We start from the raw sequence: 15,470 nt of genomic DNA, 5'->3' as shown, positions 1-15,470 counted from the left end.
CACTAATCAACGAATCGCACCCATCTCTACAATGAAGATATTCTCTCTATGCCTGATAAGTGGGAATATCCCTGGTTTGCGGCTTGGGATTTAGCATTTCATACTATTCCTTTGGCAATGATCGATCCAGATTTTGCAAAGTACCAATTGGATGTTCTCACACGGGAATGGTACATGCATCCTAATGGGCAAATTCCTGCTTATGAGTGGGCATTTGGTGATGTTAATCCCCCTGTTCATGCTTGGGCAACTTGGCGTATTTATAAGATTGAACAGAAGATTTATGGGCGAACAGACCGACAGTTTTTAGAACGGGTTTTTCAAAAGCTGATGCTCAATTTTACCTGGTGGGTGAATCGTAAGGATGCTGAAGGCAATAATGTCTTTCAAGGAGGATTTTTAGGATTAGATAATATTGGCGTATTTGACCGCAGTGCAGCTCTTCCTACAGGTGGACATATCGACCAATCTGATGGTACTAGTTGGATGGGTATGTACTGTTTAAATATGTTAGCGATCGCTCTAGAATTAGCCAAGAGTAATCCTGTTTATGAAGATATTGCCACCAAATTCTTTGAGCATTTTCTCTACATAGCCGATGCGATGAATAAAATTGGCGCAATGGAAGCCAGTTTGTGGAATGAATCAGATGGATTTTACTACGATGTGCTACATTTACATGAACGGCAGATTACCTTAAAAGTTCGGTCAATGGTGGGATTAATCCCCCTATTTGCGATTGAAAGCATTGAACCAGAAACCTTAAAGATGCTTCCTGGCTTTAAGAAACGGCTGGAATGGTTTATCCAAAACCGTCCTGACTTACGACAAAATGTAGCTTGTATGGAAACAAAAGGAATTGGTGCTAGAAGATTATTAGCAATTGTTTCACGGGATAAACTAAAAAATATTCTGCAAAAAATGCTCGATGAAAGTGAGTTTTTTAGTCCTTACGGTATTCGCGCAGTTTCCAGATTTCATGCCGAACATCCCTATACTTTTGATGTCAATGGTTCACAATTTCGTGTAGATTATGAACCTGCTGAATCTAGCAGTGGTTTATTTGGTGGTAATTCTAACTGGCGAGGCCCTATTTGGTTTCCAGTGAATTTCTTACTAATTGAATCTCTGCAAAAATTCTATTATTATCTGGGCGATGATTTCAAGGTGGAATGCCCTACTGGTTCTGGTAAGATGATGACACTTTGGGAAGTTGCATCAGAATTATCTCAAAGGTTAACTAGAATTTTCTTGCAAAATGCCTCTGGTCAACGACCTGTTTATGGTGGAATACAAAAGTTTCAAAATGATCCACACTGGCAGAATTTAATTTTATTCCATGAATATTTTCATGGTGATAATGGAGCCGGAATTGGCGCTAGTCATCAAACTGGATGGACAGGATTAGTTGCTCAACTTATTCAGCAATTTGGTGAATATGAAGCACAACATCAGGAACCAAAAATTGAGCAAGATAAAAAGGCGATCGCCATAGCATAAATCCGCCTAAATCACTGCTTTCATAACAGGATATCGGGCTATAAGTTTGCATATCGAGCTTTTCTATACCTCAACGAAGAGGCAGGGAGCAGGGGGAAATGACCCCAACCGAGAGCCGTGAAGCAGAGCGGAACATGAGTCTGAGTGCCCCACTTCTTATAAGTAGTTCTCGTACCCTACAGGATTGAGCGCAACAGGTGGGGTGGTCATTGAGTACAGCCTCTCCAAGAGTTGTGTCGAATCCCCTTTCTGTTCTGTCCCCCCTGCTCCCTTGCCTCTTTTTCAATCCAAAAATAAATTAAGGAGAGCAATAAATTGAGGATTCAACAAAAAGAAGATTCTCGCTTTCGCTGGATTAATTTACATTCGTCTCAGCTATCAATTCAGGAAGACACAGATATTATTCAAGGACTAAGCAATCAACCTAAAACCTTACCATGCCGTTACTTATACGATGACCAAGGTTCAGAACTATTTGAGCAGATTTGTGAACTGCCAGAATACTATCCAACTCGCACCGAGCAAGCAATTTTAGAAACATCTGCCCTAGAAATCGCCCAAATGACAGGTTTATGTACCTTGATAGAACTAGGTAGTGGTAGTTTTCGCAAAACTCGCCTGTTGTTAGATGCATACAGTCAATTTCAACAAGAACTGCAATATTTCCCCATTGATGTTAGTGCCGGAATTCTTCAAACTACTGCTTTAGATTTGCTTCATCAGTACCCGAAATTAAAACTTTGCGGTTTAGCAGGAACTTACGAACAAGCGCTAGCACAGCTTCCACCTGCTGAATTTGAGAATCGAATGTTAATTTTTTTGGGGAGTACGCTAGGGAATTTAAATGAGCAAGAATGCAACGACTTTCTCACTCAAATTCAACGAGCATTAAAACCTGGAGAATTCTTTTTATTTGGGGTGGATTTGCAAAAGCCAATAGAAATTATCGAGGCAGCTTATAATGATTCCCAATCTATAACAGCAGCTTTTAATTTAAATATTTTGCACCATCTCAATCGACGCTTTCAAGGTAATTTTGAAGTCAACCAATTTGAACATTGGGCTTTCTACAACCCAGTAGCTCACCAAATTGAAATGCATCTACGAAGTCTCAAAAATCAAACCGCAGTCCTAGAAGCTTTGGATTATCAGGTTTCTCTCCAGTCTGGGGAAACAATTCGTACCGAAATATCCCGCAAGTTTCATCTACCAACTTTAGTTTCTGTTTTAGAGAATCATGCACTCCAGCCATTACAAATCTGGTCAGATCCTCAAGGTTGGTTTGGGTTAATATTATGCCAACGTCAGATTACAACTCATGAATATCTATAAGCAGAAAAATACTTCTGCCCAAAGTTTTTATCGCCGAGTTGGGTTTGAAGATTGCTATCTAATGACAAAATAGCTGAATAAACTCGGTTCTTCGTCTATTAAATAAAGGAGTTCACAACCTCATGTCAATTCATAATTTTACTCTCTCCCGTCAGTTATTACGCAACTTGTCCATCATTTCGCTGACTTTTGTACTCCTATACGGTGCATCTCGTGTGATACTTTCTGCTCCCGCCACTGATATCTCGAATACTGCACCGCAGGGAAAGCAAGTAGCGGTTTTCGCTGGTGGCTGCTACTGGGGAATGGAAGCGGTTTTTGAGCATCTATTAGGTGTTTCTGATGTTGTTTCTGGCTTTTCTGGGGGTGATGCAAGAACCGCAGACTACACACTTGTCAGTGCTGGATTAACTAATCATGCTGAATCCGTAAAAATCACTTACGATCCATCAAAAATATCATATAACCAGCTTTTGAAGGTCTACTTTTTGGTAGCGCATAATCCAACAGAGTTAAATCGACAAGGCCCAGACTCAGGTAAGCAATATCGTTCGGCGATCTTTTTTGCTAACGATGAGCAGAAACAGACTGCACAAGAATATATCGCTCAACTCAACAAATCACGAATCTTCGACAAGCCGATTGTGACAAAATTAGATCCTTTGAAAGGTTTTTATCAGGCTGCGGCATACCATCAGAATTATATCGTGCATCATCCGAGCGATCGCTATGTGGTAGTGAATGACTTGCCGAAGCTGGCTAAACTTAAAGCAAAGTTCCCTGATATGTATAGCAAGTAAGGGGATTTGCAGCATTCAGCTTTTAAGATCCCCTCAATCCAGTGAAAGATTAACCTATCCTGTAAGATGCTCGTCCATGCTTCTCCAGATATTGCTGATGATACTCTTCTGCTCTATAGAATTGTGATGCAGCTACAATCTCCGTCACAATTGGATTTTTGTGATAACGAGAACTATTTTCAAGCTGTTCCTTGGAGGCTCTTGCTAATAATTCCTGCTCTGGAGTGTGGAAAAATATCACTGACCGATATTGATAACCAACATCTAGCTCCTGATGGTTTGATGCTGTGGGATTGTGCTTATTCCAAAACACATTTAGCAGTTCATTATAAGATACTATTGCCGGATCGTATTCCACTTCCACTACCTCAGCGTGTCCAGTTTTGCCTCTACAGACATCTTCGTAGGTTGGATTATCAAAGTGTCCGCCACTGTAACCAACTGCTGTATAAGTTACTCCTTTTACTTGACGAAATGCCGCTTCAACTCCCCAGAAACAGCCTGCTCCAAATGTCGCTTTTTGTAGATTAGCGTTTTGCATATCTTTGATAACTCTTTTGTGATAATTTTAAATGAAACTCATCAAATCAGACAGATACTTTATAAGTAAATATTTTTTCAATACTCCTGATTTATTTTAATTATTAGAGTGACAGATTATCCTGAGATGAGCATGGTATAAAACTGAATAGTATCTAAGAATTGGAAAAAATAGTGAAATCTAAAATTAATATACTGCTACCGCAGGACAGAATTAAAAATGAATGCAGCATAAGCATTTCATGGTTACTGAGCTTGCCGTAAAGCCTGCGGCATAGCTACGCTTAAGGCGTAGCCTCTCCAAGAGTGTATTGATTTGGAATGGGTGGTTTATTTACGCCGTACTGTACTAGCTTTTGCTAACTATAGGAATGTTTCTTAGAATACTCACTATTTCAATTGGGTCTAACCGTTTAGTATAATCTGCATCAACAAAAGCATAAACGATTTTTCCGTTTCGATCAACTACAAATGTAGCTGGAATAGGTAGTTCAAAAGACTCATCTCCATTGTATCTAGGTAACACATGACCCTTTGACTCTAATATAGGTCTTAGATACTCCGGGATTTGAAACACAATTCCAAATTGACGAGCAATCATATTGCTGCGATCGCTCAATACTTCATAAGTTAGTTCATGTTTTTCTACAGTTGATATGGTATGGCGAGTAGTTTGAGGTGAAATAGCAATTATTGATGCTCCTAATGTTTTAATTGCAGGTAATGCTTGTTGGAGTCCTGCTAGTTCCAGGTTACAGAAAGGACACCAAGAACCTCGAAAAAAGGAAATAACCACAGGACCACTAACTAGTAGTTTTTGTAATTCTACTGCTTGGCTGAAAGCATTAGGTAGAATGAAATTAGGAATAATATAATATCTCCTACCTTTAAAGTTTGGTCAATTATACCTGAAGAAATTAGCTCATTTTTGATAGACTCTGTAAAATTCATCGTAATTTTCCTGAAAGTTAACTTATACTTTTATGTACCTTTCTAGAGAAATTCTGTTGCAGTGAATTTACTGAAATAAGAAAAGTAGACCCTTGGATTTGCATTACTAGGATAATTGCTTTAGGTTCCAAGGCATGATTATCATCTACTATTCTTGTTGTTTTTATACACGTTAAGCCATCCGTTCAATGAGCCAGGAATAATCCGTTCAGCACAAATGTTTTCGCCGCTTAGTAGTTCGCATAATAACGGCTTGAAACTGAAGCGATCGCTTACCGCTTTCATACAACGAGTTATTTATTGCACTGTTGCATTGTGTATTTGTTGCATTAAATTATTGTTTCCTAGCTGCACCATCATTTCTGTTGCCTCCACTCGATTTTGTACTCCCGTTCCACAGTCGCCAGCAATTTTGCCTGCAACGAAGATAAATAAGGTTTAGCTTGCTTAAATCAGTCCAATACCACAGTTAACCAGAAAGACTTCAGAAGTCAGGAGCCTGAATTCAATTCTGACTTGTGACAAGTGAATTCAATTTCAGCTTATCCTAGAAAATACCCTCTTCAGCACATGGGTAAAACAACGGCTAATGCTTGATTATTTGACGGCGGGTATTGCATTTTGGATGACTTTGTTTGGAGTACAAGAGTCGTTGTTAGAATTCCGCCTGGGTTATCTCGGTCGTTACTGGTTTCTTGCAATTAGTGCTAGCCTACTCCTGAGCTTTTTGCTCTCTGCCCCAATTACTATCACGCTAATCATTAGATTTACAGTAGATCCGTTCACTTTTCCAGGTAATGTTATTCTTTGTGCGATCACTGCGGTAATTTTTGGTGTGATTCTCAGTCTGGCGCAGTGGCTGATACTTCGTCAAACCGAGATGACACCAAGAGTCTTTGCTCTGATCAATACAGTTATTGGAATTCTCGTCTACTTCCTACTGGTATGCCTCAATGAAGGTACTCTGGAGTGGAGTGGTAATCCCTTTAGCGGCTGGAAAACTGTCCTCATCTTTTTAGCTGGTGGTGCGATTACCGGAGCAGCCACTGGTAAAGCATTGGATTTTTATTGTGAGCGAGTCGAACAGCGATTAATTCAGCTAGAGAGAGAAAGAGAAGAGAAAGAAAGACTCAGAAGAGAAAAAATAGAAAACGAAATATTTGAAAGGAAAAAGCAAGAAAGAGAAAAGCTTGAAAGGGAAATTCTAGAGAGGAAAATGATTGAGAGAGAAATCGCTTTAGCTGAAGAGAAAAAGTGGTACGAAGAACATGGTGATGATGATTACGATTATGAGGATGAAGATGATGAAGAATAATATTTGAGTATCAATTTACACGTTAAGCTGGATTTGCGACTAGATATCTGTTTGATTTCTCAATAAATCGATTTCTTTGTTATATTTGCGATGAAACTTCAGTAATTCCACATAAGCACATGGTACTACTAAGGGTAAGGGCCAGAAAATAGTAATTAAGACTAAAGTTATTCTAGACAAAAAGCGCTGTTCTCGACTCATTTCTCCATCACTCATCAAGAAAAATAACCATTGGCTAAATAAATACCTTGCCAATCCTAGATAAACGATGATGCCAAGAGAAGTCAGAAGTAGATGCAACATTAACCGTCTAATATTAATAGTAAAGTTTTGGTCAACAAGAAGCACAGGCAAAGAGGGGATGGTTCGCTAGTGCGAGAAACCCCATACATAAATTTAGGGCTGCTGAAACAAGAACCGGAGGCAGAGCGTTTCGCCTGTCCACCGCAAACACAGACAAATTTCTTAATGCTCCTCCAAAGTGAAACTACTAACCCTCTATTATCAGGCTAAAATGAGTCCAAAGCACAAAATTACCCTGACTTTTATCCTTCTTTAGTAGTAAAGGAGAATTTTTGTGTAGCCAAGGGACTCATAGTAGCCAAAATCTCATTGAGACAAAGAGGCAGCGCGGTCTTCTGCCTTTGGGAGCTATATCTGCATGGTATTTATTGAACTCTTGGAGCGCGATCGCAATCTCAAAGTTTTCTTGGCTTTTAACCATGTAATATCAAGCAGATAAATGTGATTCGCTTAAATTCAAGATCAAAATCATGATTTTAACTTGCTAAGGGAGTCCGAAATTAGCAATTCTGACAAAAGAAAGTTTTATCGCAAAAAACTACTTTTGTAAGTTACTAGCAATAATAATCTTTGGTACTGGTATTAATATGCTAATAGACTAGACTGACATACTGTTTAAAGTTCATTTTCAGATTTTATCTGGTGTTTACTCGGCTTTCTTTTGTTTTATGGAAAAAATATATGATGTTGTAATTGTTGGTGCTGGGCCCGTTGGATTAGCAACTGCTATAGGCTTACGCAAGCATGGTATAGAAAATGTTCTTGTCATCGACCAAACTCGTACCTTCCGTCAGGTTGGTCATGGGTTGGATCTTCTCCCAAATGGATTAAAAGCTCTCAAATGTTTAGACTTTAACGCTTACGAACAGGTCAGAAAAACTAGTGTTAGGTTCTTTGATTCTCAACAATCTAATAACGAGAAAACTGTTAAAACCAATCAGGGACAAAAACCTCCAAAGACTTCTTCTAGATGGGTTTACAAAAATTTGCAGGGGCAGCTAATTCGGTCAATACCTCTTGGGTTCGACGACTGGTTTAAAGATTATGGGGAAGGTCGAGTGTCAGTTCCTTGGTATGATTTGCAGACAACCTTAAGACATCTACTACCTCAGGAGCAGGTTCAAGCTAATCACCGTTGCATCGATGTTGTGGATGAACCAGGAAATGGGTGTGTCCGAATAGATTGCGTATCTAATACACATATAGAAACCAACCCCTATGCTCATTGGACAAACAAAGATAAACATAATGATATACAGTTCGAGAGTTCAAATACTGCCCCCAAACAATTAGAAACAAAATCGCTTCGAGCTAAGTTAATTATTGCAGCAGACGGGATTAACTCTACAATTCGTAAAGTTCTTTACAAAGATAGTCCATATTGTGATTTTGCACAGCCTAAATATTCAGGATTTGCAGCAATATCTTGTATGGAAACAGATGAAATACCAAGTGAACTATGGACAGAATTACAAGATAATTTTTTTCAAGACTCATCAATTGTAACACTTAGTAATGATCAAGTATTTAGTGATCAACCTTGGATAGAAAAACCAAGGTTGATGTTATTTCGCAAAGGAAGCAGTCAAGTTGGATATATCATAACTCTAGCTTTGCCTTTGGATTCATTACAGGGTAAGTCTGGAAGTTCTTTGATTAATTTAGCTGTACAGGAGTTAGAAAAGGGAGGCTTTCCTCACATACTCAAGCAATTAGTGCGTAGCTCTCCCCCTACTAATATGCGGCAGCGCCCATATTACATTCACCGCGCTACCATTTCAGATCCTATCCAATTTCCTAGCAAAATTGACATTAATACTGAAGAGTACCCTGTCAAATTTCAACCATCCTGGAGTAGCGGGCGAGTTGTACTGGTTGGTGATGCAGCACATGGAATGCCTCCGTTCACAGCTCAAGGAGCTAATCAAGGACTTGAAGATGCACTAGCTATTGCAACGATTATTGCTAACATCGCTCTCGAAAATAACTGGGATGATAAGCAAGCTATAACCACAGCCTTTGAGAAATATGAGCATCTTCGTCGCCCATTTGTGACATATATCCAAAAGGCAACATTGACAGGTTTCCCTCACTCGTCCAATGAAAAGTGGCAAGAATATCACCAACAGGTATATTGCCGTAATTTTGACCAAGTAGTAAAAGCGTTATTGTGAAAGCCTATGCGAACAAGGCATAGTTAGAACGCAGATTAATTTTTCTCTCACCTGGTGTCATCTGTACCACTTGAAATAATTTTTCTGAGTGAATTGGACTTGATAATTTTTTTAATAAAAATAATAGCCAGACTTTATTCTATGAGTAGCAAATGCATTTTATTCATTCATTAATCACAAATATAAAAGAGGGGCCTTCAATGAAACAGGGTGCTACACAATTTTGGAGCATTCAAGGTAGCATCCTCTTTTTTTTGCTAGCCTCCCCATCAGTTACAGCACAAGTTATACCAGATAAAACGTTACCCGTTAACTCTATTGTTAGATTACAGGATAATACCAGAGTCATTGATGGAGGCACTATCAAGGATAGCAACTTATTTCATAGTTTTGAACAGTTTTCTATTCCTACAGGCAGCACAGTTTTATTTAACAACGCTCAAAATATTCAGAATATTTTTGGTCGTGTAACAGGCTCATCAGTTTCCAACATAGACGGGTTGCTCAAAGCTAACGGCATAGCCAACTTATTTTTAATCAATCCCAATGGGATTATCTTTGGAAAAAATGCACGATTAGATATTGGTGGCTCGTTTTTTGCAAGTACTGCCAGTGCTGTCAAATTTGCTGATGAGTTTGAGTTTAGTGCTACCAATCCTCAAGCGACACCCTTGTTGACTGTTAGTGTTCCTGTTGGCTTACAACTTGGGAGCAATTCAGGTGCAATTCGGGTACAGGGTACAGGTCAAGGTTTAACTGCTCCAAGTACACTGCGTTCACCAATTATTAAAGGTAGTACCTTAACTGGTCTCTCGGTACAACCAGGTAAAACATTAGGTCTATTAGGGGGTAATGTCACTTTAGAGGGTGCCATTTTGACAGCAGAGGGAGGAAGGATTGAACTGAGCAGTGTTGACTCTGGAATGATCAGCCTTATTCCAATTGTTCAAGGGTGGACTTTAGGATACGAAGAGGTATCTTCTTATAAGGACATTCATCTGTCTCAACAAACCTTAGTGGATACTAGCGGGAATAATAGTGGCTCTATTGCTATACAGGGTAAGCTTATCTCATTAAGCGATGGCTCCATAATTTTAGTTCAAAACCAAGGTTCACAACCTTCGGGCGGTATTAGTATCAATGCTTCTGAATTATTGAAATTGAGCGGAATCTCTCCAGATGGAAGATTTCCTAGCATCTTGCGAACTGAATCTATAGCTTCTGGAAGTGCAGGAAATATAGATATCTCCACTAAATGGATGGTTATTCAACAAGGAGCAGGTATAAGCAGTAGATCCTATAGTTCTGGCAAGGGAGGTAGCATTAATATCAATGCCTCTGATTCTATAGAGTTGCTTGGTTTTTCACCCTCTAATCCTTTTATTACCAGCAACATCACTACTAGTACCTTAACTACTGGGAAGGCAGGAGACATCACAGTGTCAACAGGGCGGTTGATAGCTGAGGATGGCGGAGTGATTATATCTCTAACTCGTGGAATCGGCGCAGGAGGTTCGGTGACTCTAAATGCAACCGATTCTGTACACTTACTTAACTCTGTGGAATTGATTAATTCAGATAGAGAGTATGTTCCTAGCTATTTAGCTGCTTCAACTTTTAGTGCAGGAGATGCTGGCAATCTAATAATAAATACATCAAAAATGGTAGTGGGGGATATGGCAACAGTTAATACTTCCACTATAGGCTCTGGCTCTGCTGGAAGTATTACTATAAACGCTTTCGATTTAGAGATAAGCAATAACGTATCTTTCATGAGTAGAAAGCTTAAGCAGAATCCTGTTAAAAACTTTATACTTTTTTTCACTGCTTTCAATATAAATAACCTGTTTATATCCAGTTATTATATAGGCTTAGTAAGTATATTCATCTTTATATAAAATTTTGTTTATAATAAATATCTGATAAATTTATTCAGAGGATACTATTTTTTAAGTATCCGGTCTAATAACTCTTGCCTCCAGTCGAAAACCTCTGGTAAAGTAGACTTGGCTAACAGACACACTTCTATATAAATTCTGGCGGTATCTTTTTCACCTAAAGCTTCTTCAACTTGAGACAATAAACAGGAAGCATCTGTTCTTCCATCTAATTGAATCGCCTTTTCTAAATATTTTTTAGCCTCGCCTAACTTATTCTGCTTCAATCTTGCCCAGCCTAAATCTTTATACAAGGCTGCTTGTATTTCAGGATCTTTAGTTTTTTGCAACCATTGTAAGGCTAAGGTAATTGCTACCTCATGCTCATTATTTATATTTTTTAGTCTTGATAAAGCAGCTACAGCAAGTACTGCTTTATCACTTTGTTGAATAGCTAATTGATATTCTTTTTCAGCTAAATCATATTGTTGCTGATCTTCATAAAAACGTCCTAAACCATAATGTCCTTGCCAATTACTAGTCCTAAGCTTAAAAGCTTTTTCATAATTTTCAGTTACACATTTACTATCTCGCAAATCTTGGCAAACTAATGCCAAATTATTATATGCAGAGGGATCTTTGGGGTTGTATTTAATTGCTTGTTCATAATACTTTCTAGCTATCTTAGAATTATCTATATTTCGAGAAGCTTTATTAAAGTAAAATTCTGCAATACTAAGTTTTAATTGAGGATCAATTTTAGTAGCCCAACCAAAAAGCTCTTGTGCCCCCTGAGAATTATTTACTGCTTCTAACTTTCGTCCTTGGGCTACTAAATAGTTTGCTGCTAGAGGTAGAAATAGAAAGACACCCCCAACAATTCCTAAACCAATCAATGTATACTTGCTGTATTTAAATAGTTTAGAATTAGCTAATTTATAATTTTTAATTTGCTGAGGCAGTTCTTCTAATCGCTGCAAAATTACTTTAGTTGTTTGTGGACGCTGCCCTGGCAAGAAAGCCATTAACTCATCAATGAAGTCAGCAAAAGGTTTGTCAATTTGCAGTGCTTTATCTCTCCAAATTAGATTCCCTGTTTGGTTGTCTTTAGGAAAATCCATTAGTTGAATTCCAGTAACTAGCTGGACAAAAGTTCGGCCCAAAGCAAAAAAATCTGACTGCGGTACTGCCTGCCCCTCAATCTGTTCTAATGGAGTATAACGAGGTGTGATAACGGCTGTAATTTCATATCGCCCTCCTATACCTGTGTCAGTCCCCCCACTTCCACTAACTTTTGCCAAATAGGTGTTAGTCACTCTTCGTGTAGTTCCAAAATCAACTAGTGCTAATTTATGGTCAGGCTGAAGAATTATATTAGAAGGTTTTATGTCCCTATGAAAAAACTCTGTCCGATGTACTGTATCAAGAATTTCAACTAATTGTTGTAGCCATTCTAATGCTAAAGATTGCGAAATTGCTCCATTGGACTCTGACCATTGCTCCAAATTTTCTCCCTCGATTTTATCCATTACTAAGCAATACAATGTCAGGGGACTAGTAGGAACAAAAGTAAAAAAATCATCTAGAGTGCTTTTAGGAATACTTGGATGATGGATTAACCGTAGACTAATAGATTCTTGTTCAATTAATTTAACTAATTTAGGAGTATTCCATTTCAAAACTTTCATGACTCGACGCTTAGATGCAGAATTCCTTTGAATACCAACGTCGTGTACTTCAAAAACATCAAAGTAGTTTTCGGGGTTGTCAGCAAGAGGTTTCAACGGCTTGAGTAGCCGGATGCGGTTATTGATCAGCAGGGAAGTACCGCACGCTTGACATGTGTCAAGATTGTCATCATTTTGACGCTGAGGGCAAAAGGGATTTATACAGTAATTCACTGTTTGACTTAGAGGCAAGCCACAGATAAGCTATCCTTCCACAATCTAGTTCTTCCTGCTAAAAATAACGGAATAGATTTAGATTGCAAACTTTTATCTGTTGCATTCAGATGTTTGATAGATATCTTATATAGAAATTTTATATCCATACATTTATTATCTGTACTGTTATTTACGACACAATCGCTTTCGTCTATAGATAATCCTTGAAGGTAGCACATCTATTGAAGCACACTAAACTCTTTTTGTTAAAATTATTTAATTATTGAGCTGAAACTTTTGATTAACAGGCATTCCAGATTAGATATTAAACTTCTTTTTGTGAAGTTGACGCGAACCTTGATTTTTTCAATTTAGGTGATATTACAAGCTCTTTCCTTGAAAACAAAGTAAATAAGCTCAAATTACCTTAATTATCCAATCTTTAGTCTGCTCTACTTCCGCTAGTTGCATAAAGATACATTTAGTAATAATTTTGGCGACTGTTCCTTATATACCTAACATGTGTTTTAGGCTAAAGCTTGCACTCAACCATTACTCTCCTAACCCGGATTTCTCACCACACCTCGAATGGAGGAGTAATGAGTAGTGAGTAAAGTCTTCACTTATTACTTATTACTTGTTACTTGTTTTACTGAGTATTTACTATTACTCATCATCAAACGCAAAGGAGCTTGTGAGAAATGCGGGCTAATTCTTATACAAGGCAAAAAGTAATATGTTTATTAGTTACTTTATCTTAAAACTGTGTATCAACAAGCACTTACTCTATTTATGCCACTAAACTCCACAAGTATGACTTAGAGCTTGTCATGTAACAACCTTGCCTCTTTTGAGCCAGGAATGCTTTCTCAGCAAGCTTTCTAGATTATAAATTGTAAAAGTTGTTTCTTGACAGGCTCTTAGAGTATTACTTTTTTTAAATAAGTAGCTATGAATAGCAAAACCTAGTAATATTGAGTCTGATGTAACACGTTTTAACGTAGCGCATTTCTAAATAAGCTTTGGTTACTGGGGAGCCAATGCAGTTTTGCTCACTAGCAGGACAAGTACAAGTATGGATTTTAATGCTACCCAAAAGTTAAATTCAATAGCCCTTTCCTCTGGTACTCCAAGAGAGCGAGGATTTAAAGCATCAAAAAATTTAGTAGCAGTAACTTTTGAAGAAGCTTTAGTAATCATCAATGACCTAGTATGCGCCAACAGAGGTAGAGGCTTGTCTAAGCCTGAGATATCTGTTATCAAGGGTGCCTGGGATAACTGTGGTTATGAGAAGATAGCACAAGACTCAGGTTATACCCTTAATTACTTACAACGGGTCGTAGGCGCTCGATTGTGGACTACACTTTCAAAAATAATTGGAAATGGGGAACAGATAACTAAAAAAAATTTGCGTCTTTTCTTAGAGCAACTTACCCAAGATCATAATGTTCAATCCACTTCAAGTAAAGAGCAGGGCTGCATTGTCAAAGGCTTAGTACAAGTTTTGGAACGTAAATGCCTTGATACATCTAGCTTTTATGGACGCGAAGAAGAACTGTCCAAATTAAAAGAATTAATAATCAAGCGGCGTTGCGTATCGCTTATAGGAATTGCAGGTATTGGTAAAAGTACATTAGCCGCAAAACTCATTGAAGAACTCAGTACAGAGTCTCAACCTAAATTTGACAGTATAATTTGGAAATCGGTTGCTCATGCACCACCACTCCAAGAGTTATTAGCAGATATCATGGAGTTAGTACAATCAAATGAGCCTGACTTAGATTTACCTAAATATACTCAGGCAATGATTTCATTACTGATTAAGCAGTTGCAATCACGGCGATTCCTAATAGTATTAGATGAATGTGAATCGTTATTTCAAGCAAATAGCTTGGAACAGAGACTGGAGTACAAGTTATTTTTACGTAGATTGACTGAAGAACTAGATCAAAGCTGCTTGCTATTAACTAGTCGAGTTTTGCCGGATGAGATCAATGATCTTATAGAAATTGGACTACCTGTTGAGTATCTCAAAATCGAAGGATTGAAGAACAATGCAGCAGTACAGTTTTTATCTACTCAAGGTTTGATAGATTTAGAAAAGTGTAATGAGTTAATTCACACTTATCGTGGCAATCCTTCAGAGCTAAAAGCAGTAGTTAATCGAATTAATAACTTATTTGGTAGTTCAGAGAAATTTTTTGAACATAAGACTACGCTGGTTAGCCGTCAGTTCCAAGTAATGCTTGATAAAACATTTGGTCAAGTGTTAAACGAAGTTCAGCGTCAAATTATGATTTACTTGGCTGAAAAAGTTTTCTCAGATCCCCAACCTGTTGCTATCACAATATTATTAAATGAATTGAACCCAAGTAAAAATTCAGGAGTGTCAGACTCAGAATTGATACTAGCGTTAGAAAAACTTGTAAATATGATATTAATCGAAAAAGAAATAGACCCCATTACCAGAGAAGCCCACTTTTCTCTTCAGCCAGTAATCAAGAAATATATCATGACAGATCCAACAGGATTAGTACACATATCTAATGCTTCACCTAATCTAGCGATCGCATCTTAGGTAAAAGTTTTCACAGCCAGGTAATCTACCCTACACGGAGTGTCACCAATCCTCTGATTACCCATTAAAAAGCAATCCTTAACAAATGTGGAGGTCTAAAAAAGAAAAACGACATCAGATGGACACAAGTTTTGTAAGATCAAGCTGAAGCGATACGGAGGCAAATAACAGCACCAAAATTTAAAGGACAAATGCCACTAAGGAGTAGGCGCTTTGT

General features: G+C 38.0%; 10 protein-coding genes and 1 pseudogene. 7 read left to right on the top strand and 4 right to left on the bottom strand.

All coding sequences use genetic code 11. The annotated features are described in order from the left end of the window. Positions 1 to 21 precede the first annotated feature (21 nt). The 3 genes and pseudogenes from RRG12_RS39670 to msrA (RRG12_RS39660) form a co-directional block, all read left to right on the top strand. Positions 22 to 1,500: pseudogene (locus RRG12_RS39670) on the top strand (MGH1-like glycoside hydrolase domain-containing protein); the annotation flags it as partial. Positions 1,501 to 1,815: 315 nt separating this feature from the next. Further along, a complete protein-coding gene (gene egtD, locus RRG12_RS39665; protein WP_420762974.1) occupies positions 1,816 to 2,832 on the top strand; it encodes an L-histidine N(alpha)-methyltransferase in 1,017 nt (338 codons plus the stop codon). A gap of 122 nt (positions 2,833 to 2,954) precedes the next feature. Beyond that, positions 2,955 to 3,632, top strand: a complete 678-nt coding sequence (gene msrA / locus RRG12_RS39660; RefSeq protein WP_420762973.1) for a peptide-methionine (S)-S-oxide reductase MsrA — start codon at positions 2,955 to 2,957, stop codon at positions 3,630 to 3,632. A 49-nt stretch (positions 3,633 to 3,681) separates the two neighbouring features. On the opposite strand, the gene msrA (RRG12_RS39655) is transcribed toward msrA (RRG12_RS39660), so the two are convergent. Together msrA (RRG12_RS39655) and RRG12_RS39650 are read right to left on the bottom strand one after the other, a co-directional pair. Then, positions 3,682 to 4,173, bottom strand: coding sequence for a peptide-methionine (S)-S-oxide reductase MsrA (msrA, locus tag RRG12_RS39655; protein ID WP_420762972.1), 492 nt, complete (start codon positions 4,171 to 4,173; stop codon positions 3,682 to 3,684). A 348-nt stretch (positions 4,174 to 4,521) separates the two neighbouring features. Beyond that, positions 4,522 to 5,028 carry a peroxiredoxin-like family protein gene (locus tag RRG12_RS39650; protein WP_420762975.1) on the bottom strand — a complete coding sequence of 169 codons (507 nt, stop codon included), beginning with the start codon at positions 5,026 to 5,028 and terminating at the stop codon, positions 4,522 to 4,524. A 684-nt stretch (positions 5,029 to 5,712) separates the two neighbouring features. On the opposite strand from RRG12_RS39650, the gene RRG12_RS39645 reads away from it, so the two are divergent. Beyond that, positions 5,713 to 6,438, top strand: coding sequence for a hypothetical protein (locus RRG12_RS39645; RefSeq protein WP_420762971.1), 726 nt, complete (start codon positions 5,713 to 5,715; stop codon positions 6,436 to 6,438). Positions 6,439 to 6,477: 39 nt separating this feature from the next. Here the strand turns inward: RRG12_RS39645 and RRG12_RS39640 are convergent, their stop codons facing one another. Next, positions 6,478 to 6,741 carry a hypothetical protein gene (locus RRG12_RS39640; protein WP_420762970.1) on the bottom strand — a complete coding sequence of 88 codons (264 nt, stop codon included), beginning with the start codon at positions 6,739 to 6,741 and terminating at the stop codon, positions 6,478 to 6,480. A 668-nt stretch (positions 6,742 to 7,409) separates the two neighbouring features. Between RRG12_RS39640 and RRG12_RS39635 the strand changes: the two genes are divergently transcribed. Both RRG12_RS39635 and RRG12_RS39630 read left to right on the top strand, forming a co-directional pair. Continuing rightward, positions 7,410 to 8,915, top strand: a complete 1,506-nt coding sequence (locus RRG12_RS39635) for an FAD-dependent oxidoreductase (protein ID WP_420762969.1) — start codon at positions 7,410 to 7,412, stop codon at positions 8,913 to 8,915. Positions 8,916 to 9,115: 200 nt separating this feature from the next. Continuing rightward, a complete protein-coding gene (locus RRG12_RS39630) occupies positions 9,116 to 10,813 on the top strand; it encodes a filamentous hemagglutinin N-terminal domain-containing protein (RefSeq protein ID WP_420762968.1) in 1,698 nt (565 codons plus the stop codon). Between the two features lie 44 nt (positions 10,814 to 10,857). On the opposite strand, the gene RRG12_RS39625 is transcribed toward RRG12_RS39630, so the two are convergent. Continuing rightward, a complete protein-coding gene (locus RRG12_RS39625) occupies positions 10,858 to 12,693 on the bottom strand; it encodes a protein kinase domain-containing protein (RefSeq protein WP_420762967.1) in 1,836 nt (611 codons plus the stop codon). A 1,057-nt stretch (positions 12,694 to 13,750) separates the two neighbouring features. On the opposite strand from RRG12_RS39625, the gene RRG12_RS39620 reads away from it, so the two are divergent. Further along, positions 13,751 to 15,253: an NB-ARC domain-containing protein gene (locus RRG12_RS39620; RefSeq protein WP_420762966.1), complete on the top strand. Its 1,503-nt coding sequence runs from the start codon at positions 13,751 to 13,753 to the stop codon at positions 15,251 to 15,253. Positions 15,254 to 15,470: the final 217 nt, after the last annotated feature.

It is taken from the genome of Nostoc sp. CALU 546, assembly GCF_048836525.1.
Note: the sequence above shows the minus strand (reverse complement) of the source record. Positions and strands in the feature narration are given on the sequence as shown.

Bases quoted from the DNA above. Each gene is read 5' to 3' on its own strand.
- msrA (WP_420762973.1), top strand. From the start codon at position 2,955: ATGTCAATTCATAATTTTACTCTCTCCCGTCAGTTATTACGCAACTTG.
- RRG12_RS39620 (WP_420762966.1), top strand. From the start codon at position 13,751: ATGGATTTTAATGCTACCCAAAAGTTAAATTCAATAGCCCTTTCCTCT.
- RRG12_RS39635 (WP_420762969.1), top strand. From the start codon at position 7,410: ATGGAAAAAATATATGATGTTGTAATTGTTGGTGCTGGGCCCGTTGGA.
- RRG12_RS39640 (WP_420762970.1), bottom strand. From the start codon at position 6,741: ATGTTGCATCTACTTCTGACTTCTCTTGGCATCATCGTTTATCTAGGA.
- RRG12_RS39630 (WP_420762968.1), top strand. From the start codon at position 9,116: ATGAAACAGGGTGCTACACAATTTTGGAGCATTCAAGGTAGCATCCTC.
- msrA (WP_420762972.1), bottom strand. From the start codon at position 4,173: ATGCAAAACGCTAATCTACAAAAAGCGACATTTGGAGCAGGCTGTTTC.
- RRG12_RS39645 (WP_420762971.1), top strand. From the start codon at position 5,713: ATGCTTGATTATTTGACGGCGGGTATTGCATTTTGGATGACTTTGTTT.